The 25,208-nt window shown below is 72.6% G+C and carries 17 protein-coding genes and 1 pseudogene; 12 read left to right on the forward strand and 6 right to left on the reverse strand.

What is annotated here, in order from left to right:
* Window positions 1-16: 16 nt before the first annotated feature.
* The 3 genes and pseudogenes from GFD30_RS28230 to GFD30_RS08395 all read left to right on the forward strand — a co-directional run.
* Window positions 17-1,003, forward strand: a pseudogene (locus GFD30_RS28230) (LacI family DNA-binding transcriptional regulator); the annotation flags it as partial.
* 50 nt (window positions 1,004-1,053) lie between these two features.
* Entirely contained in the window at window positions 1,054-3,618 is a 2,565-nt protein-coding gene (locus tag GFD30_RS26810) for a carbohydrate-binding protein (RefSeq protein WP_153024732.1), read from the forward strand.
* 101 nt (window positions 3,619-3,719) lie between these two features.
* Window positions 3,720-5,795, forward strand: coding sequence for an alpha-galactosidase (locus GFD30_RS08395; protein WP_153024733.1), 2,076 nt, complete (start codon window positions 3,720-3,722; stop codon window positions 5,793-5,795).
* A 21-nt stretch (window positions 5,796-5,816) separates the two neighbouring features.
* Here the strand turns inward: GFD30_RS08395 and GFD30_RS08400 are convergent, their stop codons facing one another.
* The 4 genes from GFD30_RS08400 to GFD30_RS08415 all read right to left on the reverse strand — a co-directional run bounded on the left by GFD30_RS08400 (window position 5,817) and on the right by GFD30_RS08415 (window position 11,417).
* The gene (locus GFD30_RS08400; protein ID WP_153024734.1) at window positions 5,817-6,668 is read right to left on the reverse strand and encodes an arylamine N-acetyltransferase family protein; all 852 of its coding nucleotides are present in this window, start codon (window positions 6,666-6,668) and stop codon (window positions 5,817-5,819) included.
* 43 nt (window positions 6,669-6,711) lie between these two features.
* Window positions 6,712-7,917, reverse strand: a complete 1,206-nt coding sequence (locus GFD30_RS08405) for an ROK family transcriptional regulator (protein WP_153024735.1) — start codon at window positions 7,915-7,917, stop codon at window positions 6,712-6,714.
* Window positions 7,918-8,034: 117 nt separating this feature from the next.
* A complete protein-coding gene (locus tag GFD30_RS08410) occupies window positions 8,035-10,170 on the reverse strand; it encodes an alpha-galactosidase (RefSeq protein ID WP_322633072.1) in 2,136 nt (711 codons plus the stop codon).
* Window positions 10,167-11,417, reverse strand: coding sequence for an ROK family transcriptional regulator (locus GFD30_RS08415; RefSeq protein WP_153024736.1), 1,251 nt, complete (start codon window positions 11,415-11,417; stop codon window positions 10,167-10,169). The genes GFD30_RS08410 and GFD30_RS08415 overlap by 4 nt, the downstream gene beginning before the upstream one ends.
* A gap of 142 nt (window positions 11,418-11,559) precedes the next feature.
* Between GFD30_RS08415 and GFD30_RS08420 the strand changes: the two genes are divergently transcribed.
* The 8 genes from GFD30_RS08420 (at window position 11,560) to GFD30_RS08450 (ending at window position 23,294) form a co-directional block, all read left to right on the forward strand.
* Window positions 11,560-13,239, forward strand: coding sequence for an ABC transporter substrate-binding protein (locus tag GFD30_RS08420; protein ID WP_153024737.1), 1,680 nt, complete (start codon window positions 11,560-11,562; stop codon window positions 13,237-13,239).
* 31 nt (window positions 13,240-13,270) lie between these two features.
* Window positions 13,271-14,260: an ABC transporter permease gene (locus tag GFD30_RS08425; protein WP_322633073.1), complete on the forward strand. Its 990-nt coding sequence runs from the start codon at window positions 13,271-13,273 to the stop codon at window positions 14,258-14,260.
* A gap of 15 nt (window positions 14,261-14,275) precedes the next feature.
* Window positions 14,276-15,301, forward strand: coding sequence for an ABC transporter permease (locus GFD30_RS26210; protein WP_194201893.1), 1,026 nt, complete (start codon window positions 14,276-14,278; stop codon window positions 15,299-15,301).
* Window positions 15,298-16,197 (forward strand): ABC transporter ATP-binding protein, encoded by a 900-nt coding sequence (locus GFD30_RS26215; protein WP_194201894.1) that lies wholly within the window; start codon window positions 15,298-15,300, stop codon window positions 16,195-16,197. The genes GFD30_RS26210 and GFD30_RS26215 overlap by 4 nt, the downstream gene beginning before the upstream one ends.
* Window positions 16,194-17,102, forward strand: coding sequence for an ABC transporter ATP-binding protein (locus tag GFD30_RS08435; protein ID WP_153024738.1), 909 nt, complete (start codon window positions 16,194-16,196; stop codon window positions 17,100-17,102). Before GFD30_RS26215 ends, GFD30_RS08435 begins: the two co-directional genes overlap by 4 nt.
* Entirely contained in the window at window positions 17,099-19,183 is a 2,085-nt protein-coding gene (locus GFD30_RS08440; RefSeq protein ID WP_153024739.1) for a beta-galactosidase, read from the forward strand. Before GFD30_RS08435 ends, GFD30_RS08440 begins: the two co-directional genes overlap by 4 nt.
* A 47-nt stretch (window positions 19,184-19,230) precedes the next feature.
* Window positions 19,231-21,762 (forward strand): glycoside hydrolase family 2 protein, encoded by a 2,532-nt coding sequence (locus GFD30_RS08445; RefSeq protein ID WP_153024740.1) that lies wholly within the window; start codon window positions 19,231-19,233, stop codon window positions 21,760-21,762.
* Between the two features lie 158 nt (window positions 21,763-21,920).
* Entirely contained in the window at window positions 21,921-23,294 is a 1,374-nt protein-coding gene (locus GFD30_RS08450) for an MATE family efflux transporter (protein ID WP_153024741.1), read from the forward strand.
* A 69-nt stretch (window positions 23,295-23,363) separates the two neighbouring features.
* On the opposite strand, the gene GFD30_RS08455 is transcribed toward GFD30_RS08450, so the two are convergent.
* Window positions 23,364-23,519, reverse strand: coding sequence for a hypothetical protein (locus tag GFD30_RS08455; RefSeq protein ID WP_153024742.1), 156 nt, complete (start codon window positions 23,517-23,519; stop codon window positions 23,364-23,366).
* A gap of 116 nt (window positions 23,520-23,635) precedes the next feature.
* On the opposite strand from GFD30_RS08455, the gene GFD30_RS08460 reads away from it, so the two are divergent.
* Window positions 23,636-24,472, forward strand: a complete 837-nt coding sequence (locus GFD30_RS08460; RefSeq protein WP_153024743.1) for an MBL fold metallo-hydrolase — start codon at window positions 23,636-23,638, stop codon at window positions 24,470-24,472.
* A 29-nt stretch (window positions 24,473-24,501) separates the two neighbouring features.
* On the opposite strand, the gene GFD30_RS08465 is transcribed toward GFD30_RS08460, so the two are convergent.
* Window positions 24,502-25,038: a glyoxalase superfamily protein gene (locus tag GFD30_RS08465; protein ID WP_153024744.1), complete on the reverse strand. Its 537-nt coding sequence runs from the start codon at window positions 25,036-25,038 to the stop codon at window positions 24,502-24,504.
* Between the last annotated feature and the right edge of the window lie 170 nt (window positions 25,039-25,208).

A 25,208-nucleotide genomic window follows, 5' to 3' on the forward strand; every position in this document is an offset into this window, starting at 1 on the left:
GAGGTGACCGACCGCGATGAGCGCCGAATCCAAGCCCGTCAGCATCTTCGACGTGGCGAAGCACGCAGGGGTGTCGCACCAGACCGTCTCGCGCGTCATCAACGACGCGCCGATGGTCGCCGCCGCCACCCGCGCCAAAGTGAAGGCCGCGATCAGCGAACTGGGCTACCGGCCCAACCGCTCGGCGCGCGCCCTCGCCGGAGGCGCCGTGCGGTCGGTCACCGTCCTCACCACCGACACCTCGCTCTACGGGACCGCCGAGACCATCCGCGGCATCGAGGACGCCGCCCGGGCCGCCGGGTTCACCATCCTCATCTCGGTCCTCGACCCAGGCGAGACGTACTCCGAATCCGACGTCCTCGGGCGGCTCCCGCAGGACGGCGCCCCCGCGATCGTCATCGCCCACGACGAGACCACGTCGAACGCCGTGCGGGCGCTGCGCAGGCGGCAGCCCCGCGCCACCGTCGCCACCGGCGGCGAGCACCTCGACGAGGTGTCGGACGCGGCCGACTGGCTCGTCTCGCTCGACGACCGCACCGTCGCCGCCCGCGCCACCCGGTACCTGCTCTCCATGGGCCACGACACCGTCCACCACCTGGCCATCCCGTCCGAAGCCGGCCGGCAGGACGGCTGGGCCGACGCGCTCGCCGACGCCGGGATCGACGCCCCCGCGGTCGTCCACTCCGGATGGTCGATCGGATCGGCGGCCGAAGCGGCCGCCGGCCTCGTCGCCGACCCCTCGGTGACGGCGATCCTCTGCGGCAACGACGACCTCGCCTTCGGGGTGCTCCACGCCGCCGACCGCGCCGGCCGCACCGTCCCCGGCGACCTGAGCGTCATCGGCTTCGACGACTGCCCGCTCGCCGCCTACAACGTCCCGCCACTGACCACTGTCGACCTCGACTTCCGCGGCGTCGGCCGCGGCGCCTTCGAACTGCTGCGACACAAGCTCGAAGGCGGTCCCGAACCCCGACCCTCCTGGCGGTCGCCCGAACTCATCGTTCGGGAGACCTCCGGGCCTCCCCGTCAACGACGATTAGCGAAAGGCCTGCAATGCATCCACTCCTCCGCAGAGGACTCACGGCCGCCGCGGCGACCGGCCTGGTCGCCGGACTCGCGGCCGCGCCGGCCGGCGCCCAGGACCTCCCGGTCCTCTCCGTCGACTTCGGACAGCTCACGGGCGAGCCGACCCACGGCGCGGTCGGCTCCCTGTACGGGATCTCCGAGAACGGCGTGCCCGGCGACAACCTCCTCGACGCACTCCACCTCGCCTCCATGGCCCCCAAGCCGACCGGCGGCCTCCAGCACCCCAACGGCGACGCGAACGACGTCCTCGCGGTCCTCGCCGAGCACGACGGCGGCGACGCCTTCGTCAACCTCCAGGACTGGTACCCCGACTGGCCCTACCAGAACGACGGCATCGACGCCTACCTCGCCGAGATCGAGGAGATGGTCCCGGTCATGGAGGCGTCCGAGCACGCCGACCGGCTCGTCTACGTGCCCTTCAACGAACCGAACTGGATCTGGTACAACCGCGGCGCCGACTACGAGGGCACCACCGCCCGCTTCTTCCACGACTGGGACCTCGCCTACCGGCGCCTCCGCGAGATCGCCCCCGACACGCCGATCGCCGGCCCCAACGAATCCCACTACGACGCCCGGTTCATGCGCGACTTCATGGAGCACACCGCCGCGGCCGGCACCGTCCCCGACGTCATCACCTGGCACGAGCTCTCGCCGGACTCCCTGCGCTACTACGAAGGCAACCACGACCACTACCGCGCCCTCGAAGCCGAACTCGGCATCGAGCCGCGGCAGATCAACATCAACGAGTACGGCAACAACCGGGACTTCGGCATGCCCGGCCAGATGGTCCAGTGGGCCGCCATGTTCGAGGACACCGACGCCCTCGCCGACATGGCGTACTGGACCGCGGCGGGCGGCCTCTCCGGCAACGCCCCGCAGACCAACGTCCCCAACGGCGGCTGGTGGTTCCTCAAGACCTACTCGCAGATGACCGGCCAGACCGCGCTCGTCACGCCGCCGCAGGACAACGCCGTGGACACCCTCCAGGGCATCGCCACCTACGACGAGGCGAAGGGCCAGGCGCAGATCCTGCTCGGCGGCGGCTCCGGCGACACCGCCGTCGACCTGACCGGACTCGGCGCCGCCGGCATCGACCTCGGCCGCAAGATCACCGCCACCGTCCACGAGATCGCCTGGACCGGCAACGAGGGCTCCTCGCCCGCACCGCAGGTCGTCGACCGCATCGCGCTCCGCCCCGACCGCGGCGCCGCCACGATCGAACTCGCCGGCCTCGACCCCATGTCCGCCTACTGGATCACCCTCACCCCGGGCACCGGCCGGGTCGACGAGGTCGAACTGCCGTGGACCGGCACCTGGGAAGCCGAGGACGCCGCGATCACCGCCGGCACCGTCTACGACGAAGGCGGCCCCGCGAGGCCGTTCTCCTTCCCCGCCTCCGGCGGCAAGAGCGTCGGCTCGCTGATCCAGCCCGACAGCCGCGTCGAGTTCGACGTCGACGTCCCCGAGGCCGGCGTCTACGACCTCACCGTCACCTACGGGAACACCTACGGCCGCAACCTCCCCGAAGGCGCCTCGCCCACCGAGCAGTTCCTCACCGTCAACGGCGGCCCCGCCGAGACCATCACCTACCCGTCGACCATGCAATGGGGCTCCCGAGGCCAGGTCACCGTCCAGGTCGAACTCGAGGCCGGCGCGAACACGATCGCGCTCGCCAAGTCCGACCCCGAGGCCGGGACCGCCTACGGCGAGGCCGGACTCGACAAGATCGACCTCACGCCCTCCACCGTCGACACGCACACCTACCCGGCCGTCTTCGCCCGCACCGAAGGCGACGCCGACTACGACTACGGCCACCGGGAAGGCGTCGAAGTCCGCGGCGACGAGCGGATCGTCTTCGACGTCTACGCGCCCGCCGACGGCTACTACGAGGTCGCCGTCGACGCCGACGGCAAGGGCGAGCTCACCGTGCTCGGCCCCCACGGCGAGGACATCGCCTTCGACCTCGAGGACGAGCAGACCCTCGCCCTCCACGAAGGCGTCAACCGCATCGCCCTGAACGCCGCCGGCCGACGCGCCCTCGACGTCCACTCCCTCACCGTCACCGCCGACGGCGGCACCGAGGGCTTCACCGAGATCGCGGCCGCCGACGCCGACCTGTCCGGCACCGCCGCCCTGACCGACAACCCGTGGGCGACCGGCGGCCAGGCCATCACCGGCGTGGGCGGCGGCGACGGCAACACCGCCACCCTCACCGTCGAAGCCGACCAGGCCGGACCGCACCTGCTCCTCGTCCACTACGCCAACGACGAACGCAAGAGCGGCCACGACTACAACATCGACATCATCTCCCGCTACGCCGAGTTCACCGTCAACGGCGAAACGGTCCGCACCGTCCCCATGCGGGGCACCTGGAGCTGGAACGACTTCTGGTCCTACCCGCTCATCGTCGACCTCGACGCCGGAACCAACACCATCGAGATCGGCAACCCCGGCCTGTTCACCGACATCGGCGACCGCGAAGGCCGCGCCGCCGACTTCGACCGCTTCGCGATCGCGCCGCTCCTAGAATGACCCGCCGGCGCCGATGAGAGCCCGCCCCCGATCCCACGGGGCGGGCTCTCACCGCGACACCGCACACCACAGCACCACCGACACCCGTGAAAGGACGCCGCATGACCGCGCGCGAACCCCGCCTCTGGACCATCGACACGCCGAACACCAGCTACGTCGTGGCCCTGGACGACGACGACCGGCTCCGCGGTCTCCACTGGGGACCCCGGCTGAGCGCCGAGCAGGCGCTGGCCCTCCTCGACCTGCCCGAGTCCCCGTTCCGGCCCGTCATCGGCCGCGAGCCACGCTTCGAGCTCACCGCCGCATCGGCGTTCCAATACGGCCACAACGGCCTCCAGGTCCGCTTCGCCGACGGCACACGCGACCTCGAACTCGCCTTCGCCGAGGCGATCGCGGACGACGGCGACCTGACCTTCGTCTTCACCGACCGGCACTACCCGCTCGAAGTGCGCACCACCTACCGGACCCACCCCGGCACCGACGTCATCGAACGCTCGATCAGGCTGCACAACAGCGGCACCGAGGACATCGAAGTGATCCGCGCCGACTCGGCGACCTGGGTCGTGCCCGGACTCGACGCCCCGCGCCTGAGCCAGCTTCACGGCGAGTGGGGCGCCGAAACGCAGCTCACCCGGACCACGATCCCCTACGGCGAAACGGTGATCGGCTCCCGCCGCGGCGTCACGAGCCACCAGGCGAACCCGTGGGTCGCCATCGACGACGGCGAAGCCACCGAGACGTCCGGCCGGGTCTGGTCGACCGCCCTCGCCTGGAGCGGCACCTGGCGGATCACCGTGGAGAAGGGCCCCACCGGCAGCGTCGTCGTCTCCGCCGGCTTCGGCCACGACCCGATCGCGATCCGCCTGGGCGGCGGCCGGACCCTCGAGACCCCGATCGCGGCCGGACTGCACACCGAGGGCGGGTTCGCCTCGGCCGCGGCCGCCTGGCACGACTACGCGCGCGCACACGTCCTGCCGCACCCCGACGAGCTCCGCCCGGTCCTCTACAACTCCTGGGAGGCCACGGAGTTCGACTTCACCGCCGAAGACCAGATGCGGCTGGCCGACCGGGCGGCGGCGATGGGCTGCGAGCTGTTCGTCATGGACGACGGCTGGTTCGGCGCGCGCGTCAACGACCGGGCCGGGCTCGGCGACTGGACCCCGAACCCCGACCGGTTCCCCGACGGCCTGGGGCCGCTGATCAAGCACGTCCACGAGCGCGGCATGCGGTTCGGGATCTGGGTCGAGCCGGAGATGGTGAACCCCGACTCCGACCTGTACCGCGCCCACCCCGACTGGGTCTACCACCAGCCGCACCGCCGCCGCAGCGAAGTGCGCCAGCAGCTCGTGCTCAACCTGGCCCGCCCGGACGTGGCCGAGCACCTCCACGCCCGCCTCGACGAACTGCTCAGCGCCAACGAGATCGACTTCGTCAAATGGGACATGAACCGCCCCTTCACCGAGGCCGGCTGGCCCGGCGAGCCGGACCCGGACCGGCTGTGGTTCGACCACACCCGCAACCTCTACGCGATCCTCGACCGGCTCCGCGCCGACCACCCCTCCCTGCGGATCGAGTCCTGCTCGTCCGGCGGCGGCCGCGTCGACTTCGGCATCCTGCGCCGCACCGACCAGGTGTGGACCTCGGACAACACCGACGCCGTCGACCGCATCGCGATCCAGGAGGGCTTCGCGCAGGTGTACCCGGCGCGGGTCATGGGCGCATGGGTCACCGACTCGCCGAACCCGCTGACCCGCAGGGAGGTACCGCTCGACTTCCGCTTCCACGTCGCCATGGCGGGCGTCCTCGCCGTCGGCGGCGACCTGCGGATCTGGAGCGACGAGGAGCAGGCCCGCGGCGCCGAGCTGGTGGCGGACTACAAGCGGATCCGGCCCGTGGTCCAGCTCGGACGCCGCCATCCGCTCCGGGCCGGCGGCGTGTCGGGCGTCCAGTACGTGAAGGACGACGCGGTCGTGGTCCTGGCCTGGCGCAAGGCCCGCTCCTTCGCCTACCCCGACCCGCTGCTCAAGCTCCACGGGCTCGACCCGGACGCCCGGTACCGCGACGGCCGCACCGGCCGCGTCCACCACGGCGCCGTCCTCGCCGCCCACGGGATCGAACTGGGCCTCGACCCGGCCGACTACGCCTCGACGATGATCGAGCTCACCATGGTGCGGTGAGCACGGCCGAGGTCCGCGGTCCTACCCGGCGAGGTCGGCCAGCCGGCGCACCAGCAGCTCGGCCTCGTCGGGACCGGTGCGGATGCCGAAGACGTCGTCGAGGAGCTTGGGGACCTCGTGCGGCTGGACGGTCTCCTGCTTCCGGTCCCGGCCGGGGTGCTCGGTCGTCCAGGTGAGCGCGTCGAGCGTGTCGTACCGGTCGGTGCGCAGCCGCTGGACGTACGGGCGGATGACGAACGGGGAGCGGTCGTTCGAGGCCACGAAGTGGTTCCCGACCGCGTAGTCGACGGGGTACTGCGGGTTCTCGGTGAAGACCTGCCGCACCTGCCAGCCCTCGGGTCCGTCGGCGCCGTCGCCGGGCTGGTGCACGGCCCAGCCCGGCGACCCGTGGGTGATCTCCTGCCAGCGCAGCAGGTACGGCCAGGGGCCCGCGTTGCTCCGGGCGCCGTCCACCAGCTCGATGGGCTCCAGCGGGCTGGCGCCGAAGCCGACGTCGCTGAGCCAGCGCGTGCCCTCCAGCTCCACGAGCAGCATCGCGTGGGTCGCGGGGCGCGGCCTGCTCGAGTCCGCGCCGAGCTGCACGCGGCCCGAGACGGCCGTGAAGCGGAACCCGAGCTTCTCCAGCGCGGCGGCGAAGAGCGTGACGTGCTCGAAGCAGTAGCCGCCGCGGCCGCGCCGGATCAGCTTGTCCTGGAGCGCGGGGAGGTCGAGCCGCACCTCGCGGTACAGGAAGCTGTCGAGCGTGTCCCACCGCACGGTCAGCACGTGCGCGCGCTGGAGGGCCCGCAGCGTCTCGAGCGTGGGGGCGCGGTCGCCCTCGTAGGCGAGGAAGGCGAGGTAGGAGTCGAGGTCGAGGTCGTCGCTGTTCCACATGTCCGAGGCAACATCGTTGCCGCGGACCGTATTCCGGACCGGGTCAGGCGGTGTCGGGGGACTCCAGGAGGTCGCGGAGGACGACCGCCGCGGCTCCGACGGCCGCCGCCTGGGTGACGTCGGAGGCGAGTTCGACCTGGACGGGGTGGACGTGCCGCATGAACACCGCCCGGTCGAGCACGGTCTGGAGGGCGTCGCGGTAGACCGGCCCGATGTCGGTGAACGCCTTGCCCGCGAGGACGACCCGGCCGATGTCGAAGAGGTTCACGAGTGTGACGGTGGCGACGGCGAGCCGCTGCGCGGAGGTGTCGATGAGGCCGGCGGCGACCGGGTCGCCGTCGAGGGCGGCGAGGGCGACGGCGAGGAAGCCCGCGAGCGGGTCCGCGCCGGGGGCGATGCGGTGGGCGAGCGCCGGATCGGCGCGGGCCTGCGCCGTGGTGGTGATCGGTCCGGCGATCTCGTCGAGGCAGCCGCGGTTGCCGCAGTGGCACGGCGGCCCGAGCGCGTCGACCGAGATGTGCCCGAGTTCGAGCCCGTTCGAGGTCACGCCCCGGTAGGGCTGCCCGTCGAGGATGAGGCCGGCGCCGATGCCGCCGGACATGTAGACGACGGCGAAGCTCGATGCGGAACTCGAGGCGGAGCCGCCGAGGGTCTGGACGCCGATGCCCGCCGCGGTGGCGTCGTTCTCGACGGCCACCGGGAAGCCGGTGGCCGCGGACAGCGAGGTCGCGAGCGGGTGCCCCTGCCATTCGGGGGTCGGCTGGGGTGTGAGCAGGACGCCGGCCTCCCGGTCCTGGGGCCCGTAGGTCGCCAGGCCGATCCCGAGCACCCGCTCGCGCGGTACCGCGGCGTCCTTCAGCAGGAGGCGGACCCCCTCCGCGAGGTCGGCGACGACCTCCTGCGGGGGCCGCTGGCCGGGTGCGGGGAGTTCCCGCTGCGCCACGACCGTCCCGGCGGGGTCGACGACGACGCCGGTCGCCGAGTACGTGTCGAACTGGATGCCGACCATGGAGCAGGCGTCGGCCTTGATCCCGAGCAGCCGCCGGGGCGTGCCCCGGCTGGCGGGCGCGGTGCCGACCTCGTGGACGAGGCCGAGCTGCATGAGCTTGCGGACGGCGTGCGTCATGGTCGCCTGGGTCAGGCCGGTGGCCTCGGCCAGTTCGACGCGGCTCGCCGATCCGCGGGCGCGGATGAGGTCGAGGACGACGGCCAGGGTCGGCATGCGGGTGTCGGCCCCGAACGATCGCACTTGGCCTCCTGAGCTGTCGATGGGCGGGCGGCTGGGATCACGATACTGGATCGGTCCGGTTCCGTCGCCGCGGAATTTGCGGGGGCGCCCGTCTCCGGGCGCCCCGAGCGGTCGCCCTCACACGGCGGTGAGGTGCAGGAGCAGCGCCTGGACGGGCCAGAGCGTCGGCAGTTGGAGGCCGACCTCGGCCAGCGCGCGTCCGGAGAGGACGGGCGGTTCGCCGCCGAGCCATGCCGGTGTGACCCAGCCCCAGCGTGCGGCGCCGATCTCGTCGCGCACTCGGACGGCGTACCGCCGGCCGGGGTCGAGGCCGTCGATCCGCAGCCGTTCGGCCAGCGCGTCTTCGAGGCTCGCGACCGTGGCGACGGTGAACACGGCCTCGGTCCGGTCGGGTGCGACGACGCCGCGGATGCGCAGCGCCGGATCCGCGGTGTCGGGCCGGATGACGGTGCCGGTGTGCAGGAGTCCCCGGAGTTCCTTGTAGAGCGCGGCGAACGCCTTGACTTGGAGGAGTTCGTCTTCGGTGCAGGCGAGCAGGTCCCATTCGAATCCGGCGGAGCCCTGGAGTGCGGTGGCGATGCGGTAGTGGAGCGGCGTGGCCCGGCCGGAGGAGTGGGCGGGGGAGGGGCCGACGTGGGCGCCGACGAGTTCGGGCGGGAGCACGAGCTCGGTCCAGCGCTGGATGTCCTGGCGTTCGACCGGGTCGTTGGAGTCCGAGGCCCAGACGCGGTCGGTGCGGGCGAGGATGCCGAGGTCGGTGCGGGCGCCGCCGGAGGAGCAGGACTCGATCTCGAGGCCGGGGTGGTCGGTCTTGAGCCGTTCGATCAGCCGGTAGGCGGCGAGGGTCTGGGCGTGCGTGCCGGGCGCGCCCGCGTGGACCGGTTCGACGAGGTCCCGGTTGTGGTCCCATTTGATGAAGTCGATGCCGAGGGATTCGACGAGCGCGTCCATCTGGGCCCGGACGTGCTCGAACGCGTCGGGGTTCGCGAGGTCGAGGACGTACTGGGTCCGGAAGGACAGGCCCTCGGGGGCGGGCACGGACGCCGGGTTGGCGAGCAGCCAGTCGGGGTGGGCGCGGGCGAGTTCGGAGTCCAGGTTGACCATCTCGGGTTCGAACCAGAGGCCGAACTGCATGCCGAGGGAGTGCACGAGGCCGGCGAGCGGTTCGAGGCCGTCGGGCCACACGTCCCGGTCGACGGTCCAGTCGCCGAGTCCCCTGGTGTCGTCGCGGCGGGCCCGGAACCAGCCGTCGTCGAGGACGAACCGTTCGACGCCGACTTCGGCGGCGCGGCGCGCGAGCGCCGCGAGGCGTTCGGGGTCGTGGTCGAAGTAGACCGCCTCCCAGGTGTTGAGGACGAGCGGCCGGGGTGTGCGCGGATGCCGGGGCCGGGAGCGCAGGAACGTGTGGAACCGTTCGGCGATGCCGTCGAGACCGGTTGCGGACCAAGCGAAGTAGGCGGTGGGCGTGCGGTAGGTCGCGCCCGGTGCGAGGCGGATCTCGCCGGGGCGGAGCAGTTCGCCGGCGCCGATGAGCGTGCGGTGCTCGGTGTGGCGGTCGGTGCGGTGGCGGACGTCGGCGCTCCAGCCGAGGTGCACGGCCCAGACGTCGCCGGTGCGCGAGCGCGGCTCGCCCACCGAGGCGAGCGTGACCCACGGCGAGTCGTGGCCGCCGCGGCCGCGGCGCGATTCGCGCACGCCGGCGCCGTGCGGCATCGTGGCCGTCAGCGGCGACTTCTCGCGCGTCCACCGGCCGCCGAACGCGGTGAGCCGGTCGGCGTGCTTCGGGACCGGCAGGGTCGCCTCGAGCCACGCCACCTCCACCTCCGATTCGCCCTCATTGGACAGTTCGTACTCGACCTCCACCAGGCCGCCGGCGTTGACCGCGATCCGCGTCCGCAGGACGAGCCCTTCGCGGTCGTCGGTGGACGCGAACCGCACCTGGGCGCCGTCGGCGCTCTCGAGGGCGGTGGTCCACCGCGGGTAGACCGGCGTCCCGCCGCGGGTCGCGAGGAGGCCCGGCCTGCCGGCCCAGCCGTCCGACTCCTGCGGCACGAGCGGCACGCGCCAGGCGGCGTCCAGGGTGGCGGGTGCGGTCTGGCGGCTCGCGGCCCGGTCGAGGGACGCGAGCTCGGCCTCGTCGAGCGGCCCGAGGTCGGCTCCCCAGTGCAGCACCGAGGGCAGGCCGGTCTCGGCGGCGGCGAGCACGAGCGCGACGCCGTCGCGGCGGAGCACGGTCCAGGTCGTGGTGTTCACGGTTCTCCTTGGAGGGTGAGAGTGGATTCGGTGGTCGCGGGGAGGGCGGGCGGCGCCTCCACGGGCAGGGTGCGCAGGACGTGCAGGGCCGCGCCGATCGCGGCGGCCGTCCCGGCGTTCGAGGAGACCAGCACTCGCGGCCGGCTGAGGGAGCGGCCGAGCGCGTGCCGTTCGAGTTCGGCCGCGATGCGGTCGCGGTAGACCGGACCGGCGACGGTGAACGCGGGGCCGGCGAGGATCACGGTGTCGAGGTCGAACAGGTTGACGAGGGTGACGGCGGCCTGCCCGATCCAGGCCGCCGACGCCTCGAGCAGGCCGGCGGCGGCGGTGTCGCCGGTGCGCCAGGCGCGTGCGATGCGGTGGAAGTCGGCGAGGGTCCGGTCCGGCGTGCCGGCGACGCCGAGGCGCTCGGCGAGCGCGCGGTCCTCCAACGCCCTCGCCACGACGGCTTCCGGGCCGGCCTCGGCCTGGGTGCAGCCGGAGCCGCCGCAGACGCACGGCGTGCGGCCGCCGTTGAGGGAGACGTGGCCGATCTCGACCGCGTTCGAGGCCCGGCCGCGGTAGACCTCGCCGTCGACGACGACGCCGCCGCCGATGCCCGAGGCCATGTAGACCAGCCCGAACGTGTCCGTGGGCGGGCTGCCGGCCCAGAGTTCGCCGAACGCGGCGGCGCTCGCGTCGTTCTCGAGCAGGACCGGGAGGCCGAGGTCCCCGGCGAGGGCGTCGGCGAGCGGATACTCCAGCCAGTCGGGGCCGGGCTGGGCCGTGAGCAGCATGCCGCGTTCGAGGTCCTGCGGGCCGTGGGTGACCAGGCCGGTGCCGAGGACGCGGCCGCGCGGGACCAGGGACCGGTCGAGGAGCGCCGTCGTGTGCTCCGCGAGCGTGCGGACCGTGGCATGGGGGCCGCGCCCGGCCGTGCCGGGCAGGGCGGCGCTCGCGACGCGGCCGCCCGCGAAGTCGAGCACGACGATCGTGGTGGTGGTCCGGTCCACCTGGATGCCGACGGCGTACCAGGCCTCGGGGTCGAGCCGGAGGAGCCGTCGCGGCTGGCCGCGGTCGTGCTGCCGGTCGACGCCGGCTTCGCGCACGAGGCCGGCGTCGAGCAGGGGCCGCATGGTGTTCGTGATCGTGGCGGCGGTGAGGCCCGTGCGCTCGGCGAGTTCCACGCGGCTCAGCGTGCCTCGGGATCGCAGCAGGTCGAGCACGCGACCGGTGGCCGAGCCGCGCGATGCGGCGGGTCGGGGCATCGTGCGTGCCTCCAGGAAACGATTCGGACATCAATTCTTGACAGCTTAAATTTATCAGGTTAATAATTGGCGGGACGTCCGAGCGGGCGTCACCCCTCCCGTTCCGCGAGGCGACGGCGCCTCCGGACCCGAAAGGACGAAGATGTCTTCCAACCACGGCATGCGCCGCCGCACGGCCCTCTCCCTCATGGGCACCGCGGCGATCGGCGCCACCCTCGCGGCCTGCTCGGGCGACGGCGACGGCGGCGGCTCCGGCAACTCGATGATGGTCGTCTACACCGGACAGGCCGGCGACTACCAGGTCAACTTCAACCCGTTCTCGCCCTCCCGCATCGGCGGGCTCGGGACGATCTACGAGACCCTGTTCTTCCACAACAAGGCCCAGGTCGCCGACCCGGTGCCGCTGCTCGGCACCGAGTTCGCGTGGAACGAGGACGGCACGGAGCTGACCGTGACCCTCCGCGAGGGCGTCAAGTGGAGCGACGGCGAGGCGTTCACCGCCGAGGACGTCGCCTTCACCTTCGAGATGCTCCAGGCGAACCCGTCCATCAACGGCTCCGGCTGGGAGGGCACCGTCGCCGCGACCGACGACACCCACGTCGTCTTCACCTTCACGGCGCCCGCCTTCGTCAAGGGCCCGGACCTGATGAACACCGCGATCGTCCCGCAGCACATCTGGAAGGACCTCAACCCGGTCGAGGACGTCATCGAGAACCCGATCGGCACGGGCGCGTTCACGCTCAAGGAGTTCAAGCCCCAGGCGTACATGCTCGAGGCGAACCCCGACTACTGGGGCGGCGAGCCGAAGCTCAAGCAGGTCCGCTGGGACGCCCTCGGCGGCAACCAGTCCGCGGCCGACGGCGTCGCGGCCGGGACCATCGACTGGATCACCAGCCCGATCCCCGACATCCAGAACACCAACGAGAACTTCCCGAGCTACGAGGCGTTCACCCAGTGGCAGAACCAGATGGTGCTCGCCACGTCGTCCAACCCCGAACTCGGCAGCACCGGTCCGCAGACCGACCCCGCCGTCCGGCACGCCCTCTACTACGCGATCAACCGCGAGCAGCTCAACTCGCTGGCGTTCATGGAGACCGCGAGCGAGATCTCCCCGGCGTTCACGCTGACCCCGAGCCAGGACCAGTACCTCACGCCCGCGGTCGACGAGCTGAGCGCGCCGATGGGCGCCCAGCCCGACACGGCCGCGCAGATCCTCGAAGCCGCCGGCTGGGTGCTCGGCGAGGACGGGATCTACGCCAAGGACGGCGAGCGCCTCTCGCTCACCGTCGAGGTGGTGACCGGCTGGACCGACTACATCACCGCGATCGACGTCATGATCTCGCAGGCAAAGGAGGCCGGCATCGAGCTGGTCGCGGCCCAGTCCTCCTGGAACGAGTGGACCGAGAAGAAGGTCTCGGGCAACTTCCAGCTCGCCATCGACTCCCTGTGGCAGGGCCCGGCCCCGGACCCGTACTACCTCTACAGCTACTTCTTCGACTCCGCCTCGGGCGCCCCGGTCGGCGAGAGCGCCGGCAACAACTACTCGCGCTACGCGAGCCCGGAGGTCGACGAGGCGCTCGACGCGCTCACCAACCTGCCGCTCGACGACGTCGCCGCCCGCCTGCCGCACTTCGAGGCGATCCAGGAGGCGATCATCCGCGACATGCCGTACGTCCCGATCCTCACCGGCGGCACCACGAGCGTCTGGAACACCGCGAAGTTCTCCGGCTGGCCCAGCGAGGACGACCTCTACGCCTTCCCGGCGAACTGGTCCGCGCTCGACGCCGCCGAGATCCTCAAGCGGATCGAACCGCAGGGCTGACGAGTCCGCCCCGAAGAGGAGTCAAACCACAGTGAACTACTTCCTGCGCAAGCTCGGCTTCTACGCCGTCGCCCTGTGGGCCGCGCTGACGCTGAACTTCGCGATCCCCAGGCTCTTGCCGGGCGACCCGGTCGACATCCTGCTGGCCAAGCTCCAGCAGCGCGGCGGCACGGTGAGCCCCGAGACCCGCGAGGCCTACGCGCTCCTCCTCGGAGGCGACTCGTCCGATCCCCTGTGGATCCAGTACTGGGACTACCTGAAGAACCTGGCCCGCGGGGACCTCGGCGTCTCGGTGAGCTACTACCCGGCCAAGGTCTCCGACGTGATCCTCACGTCGCTGCCCTGGACGGTGGTGCTCGTCGGGATCGCCACGGTCCTCGCGGCCGCGCTCGGCGTCCTGCTCGGCGCGATCGTCGGGTGGCGCCCCGGCACCTGGCTGGACTCGCTCATCCCGTCGACGACCCTGCTCGCGGCCGTCCCGTACTTCTGGCTCGCGCTGCTCCTGGTCTACCTGCTGGCCCGGGTCCTCGGCTGGTTCCCGCTCCAGGGCGGCTACGACGTCATGCTCAGCCCGGGCTGGAACGGCGAGTTCATCGTCTCGGCGATCCAGTACGGGTTCCTGCCGGCGCTGACGATCGTGCTCGCCTCGATCGGCGGCTGGCTCCTGGGCATGCGCAACATGATGGTCTCCACGCTCTCCGAGGACTACATCCTCACCGCCGAGGCCAAGGGCCTGTCGCCGCGGAAGATCCTGCGCTCGTACGCCGCCCGCAACGCCGTCCTGCCCTCGGTCGCCGGCTTCGCCATCTCGCTCGGGTTCGTCGTCTCCGGCTCGGTCATCACCGAGCAGGTGTTCTCCTACCCGGGCATCGGCGGGCGCCTGCTCGGCGCGGTCACCAACAACGACTACGCCCTCATGCAGGGCATGTTCCTGTTCATCACCCTCGCCGTGCTGGGCGCGAACCTCCTGGTCGACCTGCTCTACGGCCTGATCGACCCGCGCACCCGCGCCCGGTCCTGACGGGAGACCCGACCGATGACGAACCTGAAACCCCCGCCCGAGGCGGCCCCGGCCGCCGACCCCGCGCTCGACCCCGCGCTCGAGGGCGCCACCGCGAAGGCGGGCTGGCGCTCGCTCCTGCCGACCATGACCCCCTGGCTCGCGATCGGCCTCGTCCTGATCGGGGGCATCGCCCTCTTCGGCCTCCTCGGCCCCCTCTTCGTCGGGGACCCGCGGCAGATCCGCGACATCGGCCTGACCGGCCCCTCCGCGGCGTTCCCGCTCGGCACCACCCAGACCGGGCAGGACGTGCTCGCCCAGCTGGCGTTCGCGACCCGCGGCTCGCTCGAGATCGGCCTGCTCGTCGGCCTCCTCGCCACCGCGCTCTCGGCGTTCTTCGGGATCTACGGCGCCTACAAGGGACGCATCGTCGACGAGGCGTTCTCCTTGTTCACCAACGTGTTCCTGGTCATCCCGGGCCTGCCGCTGGTCATCGTGATCTCCGGATTCGTGCCGCGCGAGAGCCGCGGGCTGTGGACCATCGCCGTCGTCCTGGCCGTCACGAGCTGGGCGGGCTCGGCGCGAGTGCTGCGCGCCCAGACGCTGTCGGTCCGCAACCGCGACTACGTGGCCGCGTCACAGGTCTCGGGCGAGCGCCCCTGGCGGGTCATCGTCGTCGAGATCCTCCCCAACCTGCTCCCGGTGATCGCCTCCCAGTTCGTGTTCGCGGTCATCGCGGCGATCCTCGGCGAGGCCGGGCTCGCCTTCATCGGCCTCGGCGCCTCGAACTCCTCGACCCTGGGCACCATGCTCTTCTACGCGCAGAACGGCTTCGCGCTCTCGCTCGGCGCGTGGTGGTGGTTCATCCCGCCGGGGCTCGTGATCGCCCTGTTCGGCATGGGGCTCTCACTCGTCAACTTCTCCATCGACGAGGTCATCAACCCCAAGCTCAAGAACGTGCGCCTGCACCGCAGGCGCGCCCGCCGGGCCGCCCGCCTCGAGCGCGAGGCCACCCGCGCCGCCCGGCGCGGCGCCACCACCGCGAAGGAGGCCGTCCGATGACGACCACCGCACCGAGCGCCAAGGCGCGCCCCGTGCTCACCGTCGAAGACCTCACGGTCGTCTACGAGACCGACGAGCCCGTCACCGCCGTCAAAGCCGCCGACCTCACCCTCCACCGCGGCGAGATCCTCGGCCTCGCCGGCGAGTCCGGCTGCGGCAAGACCACCCTCGCGTACGCCGTCAACCGCCTCCACCGGCCCCCGGCCCGCATCGCCTCCGGCCGGATCACCTTCCACGACCAGGACGGCACCGACATCGACGTCCTCGCCCTCGGCGACAAGGAGCTGCGGGCCTTCCGCTGGGACAGGCTCTCCATGGTCTTTCAGGGCGCGATGAACGCCCTCAACCCCGTGACCACGGTCCGGGCCCAGCTTCGCGACACCCTCCTCGCGCACCGGCCCCGCATGTCCCGCAAAGCGGTCCGCGAACGCTCCGAGGACGTGCTGCGCCGCGTCGGCGTCGACCCGCGCCGGCTCGGCTCCTACCCGCACGAGCTCTCCGGCGGCATGCGCCAGCGCGTCATGATCGCCATGGCCATGCTGCTGGAACCCCAGATCATGATCATGGACGAGCCCACCACCGCACTCGACGTGGTCGTCCAGCGCGACATCCTCCGCGAGATCGTGCGCCTGCGGGACGAACTCGACTTCGCCGTCGTGTTCATCACCCACGACCTGCCGCTGCTGCTGGAGATCAGCGACCGGATCGCCGTCATGCTCGAGGGCGAGATCGTCGAGCTCGACACCGCCGACCGGCTCTACCGCGAGGCGAGCCACCCGTACACGCGCCGGCTCCTCGGCTCCTTCCCGAGCCTGTCGGGCGAACGCGGCGCCTTCATCCGCACCGGCGTCGACGAGACCGCCGAGACCGCCGAGCCGACCAAGGAGCGAGCATGACCGGCGTCCGCGTCACCGACCTGGTGAAGGACTACACCATCCGCAACGGCCTCAAGCGCACCCGCCACCGGGCCGTCGACCACGTCAGCCTCGAGCTGACCCCCGGCCGCACCGTCGCGCTCGTCGGCGAGTCCGGCTCGGGCAAGTCCACGATCGCGAAGATCCTCACCCGCATGGAGCGCCCCACCTCCGGCACGGTGGAGGTGCGGCTCGACGACGGCACCCCCGTCACCGACCAGGCCCGCTACCGCCGCGAAGTCCAGATGGTCTTCCAGGACCCGTTCGCGTCGCTCAACCCGTTCCACTCCATCGAGCACCACATCGCCCGCCCCCTGCGGATCCACAAGCGCACGACCACCGCCGAGGAGACCCGCGAGCGCGTCCGCGAGATGCTCGAACGGGTCAACCTGACCCCGGCGGCCGCCATCGCGGGGCGGCGCCCCCACGAGCTGTCCGGCGGTCAGCGGCAGCGCGTGGCGATCGCCCGCGCGCTCGCCCCCGGCGCGAGCGTCCTCGTCGCCGACGAGCCCGTGTCCATGCTGGACGTCTCGATCCGCTTGGGCGTCCTGAACCTCCTGGGCCGCCTCCAGCGCGAGGACGACCTCGCCGTCCTCTACATCACCCACGACCTGGCCACCGCCCGGCACTTCTCCGACGAGATCACCGTCCTCTACCGCGGCCGCATCGTCGAACGCGGCCCCGCCGACGCGGTCATCCTCGACCCGCACCACGAGTACACGAAGCTCCTCGCCGCCGCCGCGCCCGACCCCGAGCGGGTCGGCGCGGTCCGCGACGCCGCCCCGGTCGACCGCGACGCGATCGACAGCGGCCGCTGCTACGACCACTTCGCGGGGGAGTGGCGGGAGGCCGGCGTCCCGTCGGCGAACGCGGGATCGGCCGCATGACCGCCGACCCCTGGTACGGCGGCGAACCCGGGACCGCGGTGCGCGCGAGCATCCCGGCCCCGGTCCCGCGGCCGCCGGTGCGGCTCGTCGACGGCCTGGCCTTCGGCGGCGACTACAACCCCGAGCAGTGGCCCCGCGAGGTTTGGGACGAGGACGTGCGCCTCATGCGCGAAGCCGGCGTCAACCTCGTCTCGCTCGGCGTCTTCGCCTGGGGCACGGTCGAGACCGCCGACGGCGTCCGCGACTGGACCTGGCTCGACGACGCGATCGGCCTGCTGCACCGGGCCGGAATCGGCGTCGGCCTCGCCACCCCGACCGCCGCCCCGCCGAGCCGGCTCCTGGCCGCCCACCCCGAGATCGCGCCCGTCCTCGCCGACGGGTTCCGCGAACCCGCCGGCGGGCGCCTCGCCTGGTGCCCGGCCAACCCGGTCTTCCGCCGCCACGCCCTGCGCCATGTGGAGGCGCTGGCCGAACGCTACGGCCGCCACCCCGCGGTCCGCCTGTGGCACATCGGCAACGAGTTCGGCGGCGGCAACGCCCGCTGCTACTGCGACCTCTCCGCCGAGGCGTTCCGCGACTGGCTGCGCGAGCGCCACGGCACCCTCGACGCCGTCAACACCGCCTGGGGCACCGCCCAATGGGGACACCGGTTCGGCGCGTGGGACGAGGTCCTGCCGCCGCGCGGGCGCCACGGCGCGCCCAACCCCGGCCTGTTCCTCGACTACGAGCGGTACTCCTCGGACGCCCTCCTCTCCCAGTACCTGGCCGAGAAGGCGGTCGTCGAGCGGCACTCGGACGCACCGGTCACGACCAACCTCATGGTCGGCGCCGGAGCGCAGGTCGTCGACTACGCGACCTGGGCCCCGCACACCGCGATCGCTGCCAACGACCACTACACGCTGGTCGACGACCCGCGCCGCGAGCAGGACCTGGCCTTCGCCGCCGACCGGATGCGCGGCCTGGTCGGCGACCGCCGCCCGTGGCTGCTCATGGAGAGCTCCACCGGCTCGCCGAGCTGGCAGCCGCGCAACCGCGCCAAGGACCCCGGCGAGATCGTCCGGCACTCGCTCGGCCACGTCGCCCGCGGCTCGGACGGCGCCATGTTCTTCCAGTGGCGGGCCTCCCGCGCGGGCGCCGAGCAGTTCCACTCCGCGATGCTCCCGCACAGCGGCACCCGCTCGCGCGTCTGGCGCGAAGTCCGCGAACTCGGACGGCACCTCCAGGCGCTCAAGGAGGTCCAAGGGACCCGGGTCGAACCCGCCCGGGCCGCGATCGTCGCGGACGACCCGGCCGGATGGGCGCTCCAGCACGGGCTCAAACCGCACCGGTCCCTGCGCTACGGCCGCGAACTGCGCGAATGGCACCGGGCCCTGTGGGAGCGGAACGTCCTCTGCGACGTCGTCCCCGCATCGGCCGCATTCGACGCCTACGACCTGGTGATCGTCCCGACGATGCTCGCGGTCGCCGAACCGGTCGCCGCGCGCCTCCGCGCCGTCCCCGAACGCGGCGGCACCCTCCTGGTCACCTACCTCTCCGGGGTCTGCGACGAGGACCACCAGGTGATCCCCGGCGGATTCCCCGGCGCGTTCCGCGACGTCCTCGGCGCCTGGACCGACGAGTTCTACCCGCTCCAAGCCGGCGAGGCGGTCGCCCTCGACGACGGCGCCGCCGCGACCGAGTGGACCGAGCGCGTCGTCCTCGAGACCGCCGAAGCCGTCGTCTCCTACACGTCGAGCTCCCTCGCGGGCGGACCCGCCGTCACCCGCAACCGCGTCGGCGACGGCACCGCCTGGTACGTCTCGGCACACCTGCCCTCCGCGTCCGTCGACCGCATCGCCGGGCTCCTCGCCGAGACCGCCGGACTCGAACCGACGGCGACCGCACCACCGGGCGTGGAAGCGGTCCGCCGCGTCGGCCCCGAACACTCGTACCTGTTCCTGCTCAACCACACCGACACCGACCAGGCGGTCGACGCCGCCGGCCGCGACCTGCTCACCGGCACCGACCACCCTTCGGGCGCCGGACCGCTCACCGTCCCCGCCGGGGGCGTCCGCGTCCTGCGCGAGACGCCCCGACCATGAGGCCCCGCCGCCCCGGACCGACCAGTCAACGACCCAGAGGACCCATCATGACCAACCTCCCGCCCACGTTCCGCGCCCTCCACACCGACTGGACCCTGACCGCCCCCGCCCTCCCCGAGACCGCCCCGGCGGCCCTCGCGGACGCGCTGGCGGCCGGGATCCCGGCCGCGGTCCCCGGCGAAGCCCACCTCGACCTGCTGCGCGCGGGCCTGATCGCCGACCCGTTCGACGGCGACAACGAGGCCGCCCAGCAGTGGATCGGCGACACCGCCTGGCGATTCACCACCGTCTTCGAGTGGACCGGCGGCGCCGAGCGGCACGACCTCGTCGCGTACGGCCTCGACACCGTCGCGACCGTGTCCCTCAACGGCACCGAGGTCGGCCGCACCGAGAACATGCACCGCTCCTACCGCTGGGACGTCCGCGAACTCCTCCGCGAAGGCGCCAACACCCTCACGGTCGCGTTCGCCGCCCCCGTACCGGAGGCGGCGGCGCGCGCCGAACGCGACGGGGCCCTGCCGCACGTCAACCACCACGAGTACAACCAGCTCCGCAAGATGGCCTGCTCGTTCGGGTGGGACTGGGGCATCGACGTGGCGGGTGCGGGCATCTGGAAGCCCATCGGTCTCGACTCGTGGTCGGGCGCCCGCGTCGCCGCCGTCCGTCCGCTCGTCGACGTCGCGGCCGCGCCCGGCGGCGGCCACGACGGCCTCCTCTCCGTCCACGTCGACGTCGAACGCGCCCAAGGGGACGCGCCCGTCGACGTCGCCGTCACCGTGACCGGCCCCGACGGCGACTCCCTGCACGCCACCGGAACCGTCGCACCCGGATCGAGCACCGCCGTGGTCGAGGCCGTCGTGCCCGACGTCCGGCGCTGGTGGCCGGTCGGCCACGGCGACCAGCCGCTCTACCGGGTCGCGGTCGCCGCCGGCGGCCGCGAGCCCGACTGGACCGGCCGGGTCGGCTTCCGCACCGTCGAACTCGACACCGCCCCCGACGAGGCCGGCGCCCCCTTCGACCTCAAGGTCAACGGCGAGCGCGTCCTGGTCCGCGGCGTCAACTGGATCCCCGACCACGCCTTCCTGACCGAGATCGACCGGGACCGGTACGCCCGCCGCGTCGCCGACGCCCTCGAAGCGAACGTCAACCTCATGCGCGTGTGGGGCGGCGGGATCTACGAGTCCGACGACCTCTACGACCTCGCCGACGAGCACGGCCTGCTCATGTGGCAGGACTTCCCGTTCGCGTGCGCCGCCTACAGCGAAGCGGACCCGATCCGGTCCGAAGTGGAGGCCGAGGCCCGCGAGAACGTCACGCGCCTGAGCCCGCACCCCTCGCTCGTGCTGTGGAACGGCAACAACGAGAACACGTGGGGCTCGGTCGACTGGGGCTGGGCGCACCGCCTCGACGGCCGCGGCTGGGGCGACGCCTACTACAACGGCCTCCTCCCCGCGATCCTGTCCGAACTGGACCCGACCCGCCCGTACTCGCCCGCGAGCCCGTACTCCTTCGGCGACTACCGGTACCCCAACGACGAGCGCTACGGCACCATGCACATCTGGGACGTGTGGAACCGCGAGGACTACACCGTGTACGCGAAGTACCGGCCCCGCTTCCTCTCCGAGTTCGGATTCCAGGCCCCGCCGGCCTGGTCGACCCTCACCCGGGTCGTCCACGACGAACCGCTCGACCCCTTCGGGCCCGAGATGCTCGTCCACCAGAAGGCGAACCTCGGCAACGAGAAGCTCGAACGCGGCCGGCAGGGCCACCTGCCCGAACCGAAGTCCGTCCTCGACTGGCACTGGACGACCCAGCTCAACCAGGCCCACGCCATCCGCTTCGGCGTCGAGCACGTCCGCTCCCTCACCCCGCACAACACCGGCACGATCCTGTGGCAGCTCAACGACAACTGGCCCGTCGTCTCCTGGGCCGCGGTCGACTTCGACGGGCACCGCAAGCCCCTGTGGCACGCCCTGCGCGACGCCTACGCGCCGCGCCTGGCGACCCTCCAGCCGCGCCCGTCCGAAGCGGCCATGGCGAACGCCTGGGAGGGCACCGAACCCGAGTCCGACACCCTCGCACTGATCCTGGTCAACGACACCGGCGAGGACTACCAGGGCACGTTCGCGCTCACCCGCGAATCGTTCGACGGGACCGTCCTCGCCAAAGCCGCGATCACCGCGACCGTGCCCGCCCGCGGGACCGCCCAGATCACCGTGCCCGACGAGATCGCCGCATTCGGCGACGCCGCATCCGAACTCATCGCGGCCGTCCCCGACGACGACCGGTTCGCCCCCGCCTACCGCTACGGCGCCGAGGTCGTCGACCAGCGCCTCGACCCCGCGCCGCTGCGGATCGAGGCCGAACGCGACGGCGACGGCGTCCTACTGCACCTCACCGCGACCTCGCTCGCGCGCGACGTGTTCTGCCACGCCGACATGGTCGACCCGGACGCCGGCGCCGACCAGGGCATGATCACCCTGCGCGCCGGCGAGACCGCGTCGATCCGCGTCCGCTCGACCACCGGCGACCCGGACGCGTTCGCCGCGGCGGTCCGCTGCGCCAACGACCTGCTCTGACCGCGAACCGCCGCCCGGTCCGATGAGGACCGGGCGGCGGCCCGGAAACCGCGATCCTGCACCGGTCCGCCGCGCGCCCGACCCGGCCCGCAGACCGCAGGAGCGGTCAGGCGCGAGCAGCGGCCGGGCGGACCCCCTCCGGACGCTAGAGTCCGGGCATGACCGACCAGCCGGCCCCCCGGGCGACGGCGGCCAAAGCCGTCGACGGCGTTGCGGCGCTTGCGACCGAGCCGGTCGGGCGCCTACTGCGGCGGGGGACCGCGCAGGCGACCATGTCGGTCGGCGTCTACGGAATCTACGCGCTCACCAACGCCTGGTTCGTCGCCCGCGGCGTCGGCCCGACCGCGATGGGCGCGGTCAACCTGGTGGCGCCCGTGCTCCTCGTCCTCGGCGCCCTGTCGACCACCGTCGGCGCCGGCGGGGCGTCCCTGGTCTCGCGCCGCCTCGGCGCGGGCGACACCGACGGCGCCGCCCGCGCCGCCGGCAACGCCTTCGCGCTGTTCTGGGCCGGCGCCGCCGGCATCGCCGTCGCCGGGCTGGCGCTCCTGGAACCGCTCCTGACCGCGCTCGGCGCCCACGGCGAGATGCGCGCCTACGCCCGCGAGTACGCGGTCGTCATCCTGGCCTCCACACTGGTCGGCACCGGCTTCTCCAGCCTCGTCCGCGCCGAGGGCCGGCTCCGGTTCGCCACCTGGCTGTGGGTCGCGCCGGTCCTGGTCCAGATCGCCCTCGACCCGGTCCTCATCTTCGGCCTCGGCATGGGAGTGCGCGGCGCCGCCGTCGGCACGGCCGGCGGCCAAGCCGTCTCGGCCGCGATGAGCCTGTGGTTCTTCTTCCTCCAACGCGACCGGCCCTACCGGATCCGCGCCCGCCACCTGCGCCCCGACGGCCGGACGCTCGGCGCCCTCCTGGCCGTCGGCTCCCCTTCGATGCTCGCGGGACTCGGCGCGACCGCGCTGGCGGTCATCGTCAACAACACCCTCGTCGGCATCGGCGCCGCCGCCGCGGTCACCGCCTACGCGGTGTGCGCCCGGGTCCAGACGTTCGCGACCATGCCGCAACTGGGCATCAGCATGGGCATGCAGCCGATCGTCGGCTTCAACACCGGACGCGAGGCCCCCGACCGCGTCCGCCGCGCCAGGGTCCTCGCCCTCCGCGCGACCCTGCTCTACGGCGCCACCGCCGCCGCGCTCACCGCGGTGCTCGCCGAACCGATCACTGCCGCCCTCCTCGGCGAACCCGCCCCCGAAGCCGCTGCGGCTCTTCGCATCCTCGCCGCCGGGCTCGCGCTCTCCGGCGCGCCCCCGCTGGTCTCCGCCTACTTCCAAGCGGTCGGCAGGCCGACGCCCTCCTACCTGATCTCCATCGGCACCCTCCTGGTCCTCAAGGTCCCGGCCGTCCTCGCCTGCGGCGCCGCGGGCGTCACCGGCGTGTGGACCGGACTCGCGCTCGGCGAACTCCTCTCGGCCGCAGCGGCACTCGCGCTCCTCAAACGCGCCGGCGCGCCGCGGGGGACCGAACCGGTCCGCTGAGGTACTCGGCGCGGCCGGCCGCTCGGATCCGACCGGAGCGGTCCCCGTGCCGCAGGCGTGCCCGCCGAGTCAGCAGCCGTGACCGGTCATGGTCGTCGACCAGCGCATTCCGGCGGCCACGTGCTCCAGGTATCCGGGATCGGCGACCGTCACCGCGATCCCGGCGTACGGATGGTCGGCGAAGGAGCGGTCGTGGATCGCGTCCCAGGTCTCGTACTCGTCCACGGCGGGCCCGTCGCGCTTCTGAGGAGGCGCCGGGGTCGATCGTCGTACCCTTCGTCCATAGTGATTCCCAGGTGTCACCGCGGTGAAGGGGCGCCGACCGCTGACAGGAGGAACCCATGCTGAGACAGGTCGCCGAAGGTGTGCTCACCCATCAGAGCGAGTTGCTCGAGAACAACGCCGTCGTGGTGCAGGGCCGGGGCGGCGTGCTGCTCGTCGACCCCGGACTGACGGGATCCGAGATGGACTGCCTCGCGAGCGACCTCGCCCGAGCCGGCCTGGGCGTGGCAGCGGGTTTCGCGACGCATCCCGACTGGGACCACGTGCTCTGGCACCCCCGGTTCGGCGACGCGCCGCGGTACGGGACCGCCCGCTGCGCGGCGTACATGCGGGAGGTCCGGTCGGACCCGGACTGGAAGGCGCGAGTCGCCGAGGCGCTGCCGCCGGAGATCGCCGACGAGGTGCCGCTGGACCTGTTCGGCCTGATCACCGGCCTGCCCGCCGGAACGGCGGAGCTCCCGTGGGACGGCCCGCGGGTCCGGATCATCGAGCACCCGGCGCATGCGCCCGGCCATGCCGCCCTGCTCGTCGAGGACCGCGGCGTGCTCGCCGCCGGCGACATGGTCTCCGACGTCCTGGTGCCGAACTTCGACACCCTGGACGACGCCAACGACCCGGTCGGGGAGTACCTCGCCGGGCTGCGGCTGATCGAGGACGCGTCCCACCAGGTCGAGGTCGTCGTCCCCGGCCACGGGTCGGTCGGCGGCGCCGAGGACCTGCGCGCGCGGATCGAGCTGGACCGGGCCTACGTGCTCGCCGTGCGCGAGGGCCGCGTCCCCCGCGACCCGCGGGTCGGCGCGACCGCCAAACCGGGCTGGGAGTGGGTCACCGACATCTCCGCCGACCAGGTCCGGCGCCTCGCCGAACGAAGCGAACGCGGCGGCGCGGGGGACTAGCCCGCGCACACCGCGTCCCGTGCGGCCTGCTACGGCCGCGACTCGTATTCGTTGAAGCGCAAGGTGTTCCCGAACGGATCGATCACGGTCATCGAGCGGGCGCCCCACGGGACCGCTTCGATGCCCGGCCTCAGGTTCGGGTAGTCCTTGGCCTCGAGCTCCCGGTGGAAGGCGTCGAGGCCGGTCACGGCCACGAACACGGCCGCGCCGGGGCTGCCGTCGCCATGGTGCTCGCTCAGGTGCAGCACCGTGCGGTCGCGCTCGACCTGCATGTACAGCGGCATGCCGGCCTCGAACCGGTGCTCCCACGCCAGGTCGAAACCGAGGTAGTCGAGGTAGAACTCCCTGGCCTTCTCCACCGAGAAGATCCGCAGGATCGGTACGGGCGCCTCCAGGGCGGTCCCGGCGGCGTTGAGCCTGGCGGCCAGGATGTTCCACTCGTCGAACCCGAACTGCTTCGCCACGATCTCGAGGCACTGGCCGTGGGTGAGCCCGGTCGACCCGAGGCGGCCCAGTTCGGCGCGCAGGGTCTTGGCCATGGTCTTGGCGTCGCGGAAATCGCGCATGATGTCGTCCTTCTGCGGGCGAATCCGTGATCGGTGCCTGCGTTGCCGACAGGTTCGCCGCTGGGAAGGTCCGAACCGGCGCGGGTCGCGATGCGTTCACCATGCCCCGGAGGGCGCAGGCGGCCGGCCGCATCAGCCGCGCCCAGCATAGCGAATCCGAAGCGGGGCGG

Source organism: Glycomyces albidus (assembly GCF_009451885.1).
Taxonomy (GTDB): Bacteria; Actinomycetota; Actinomycetes; order Mycobacteriales; family Micromonosporaceae; genus Glycomyces; species Glycomyces albidus.

Bases quoted from the DNA above. Each gene is read 5' to 3' on its own strand.
- GFD30_RS26810 (WP_153024732.1), top strand. From the start codon at position 1,054: ATGCATCCACTCCTCCGCAGAGGACTCACGGCCGCCGCGGCGACCGGC.
- GFD30_RS08395 (WP_153024733.1), top strand. From the start codon at position 3,720: ATGACCGCGCGCGAACCCCGCCTCTGGACCATCGACACGCCGAACACC.
- GFD30_RS08400 (WP_153024734.1), bottom strand. From the start codon at position 6,668: ATGTGGAACAGCGACGACCTCGACCTCGACTCCTACCTCGCCTTCCTC.
- GFD30_RS08415 (WP_153024736.1), bottom strand. From the start codon at position 11,417: ATGCCCCGACCCGCCGCATCGCGCGGCTCGGCCACCGGTCGCGTGCTC.
- GFD30_RS08420 (WP_153024737.1), top strand. From the start codon at position 11,560: ATGTCTTCCAACCACGGCATGCGCCGCCGCACGGCCCTCTCCCTCATG.
- GFD30_RS26210 (WP_194201893.1), top strand. From the start codon at position 14,276: ATGACGAACCTGAAACCCCCGCCCGAGGCGGCCCCGGCCGCCGACCCC.
- GFD30_RS26215 (WP_194201894.1), top strand. From the start codon at position 15,298: ATGACGACCACCGCACCGAGCGCCAAGGCGCGCCCCGTGCTCACCGTC.
- GFD30_RS08435 (WP_153024738.1), top strand. From the start codon at position 16,194: ATGACCGGCGTCCGCGTCACCGACCTGGTGAAGGACTACACCATCCGC.
- GFD30_RS08440 (WP_153024739.1), top strand. From the start codon at position 17,099: ATGACCGCCGACCCCTGGTACGGCGGCGAACCCGGGACCGCGGTGCGC.
- GFD30_RS08445 (WP_153024740.1), top strand. From the start codon at position 19,231: ATGACCAACCTCCCGCCCACGTTCCGCGCCCTCCACACCGACTGGACC.
- GFD30_RS08450 (WP_153024741.1), top strand. From the start codon at position 21,921: ATGACCGACCAGCCGGCCCCCCGGGCGACGGCGGCCAAAGCCGTCGAC.
- GFD30_RS08460 (WP_153024743.1), top strand. From the start codon at position 23,636: ATGCTGAGACAGGTCGCCGAAGGTGTGCTCACCCATCAGAGCGAGTTG.
- GFD30_RS08465 (WP_153024744.1), bottom strand. From the start codon at position 25,038: ATGCGCGATTTCCGCGACGCCAAGACCATGGCCAAGACCCTGCGCGCC.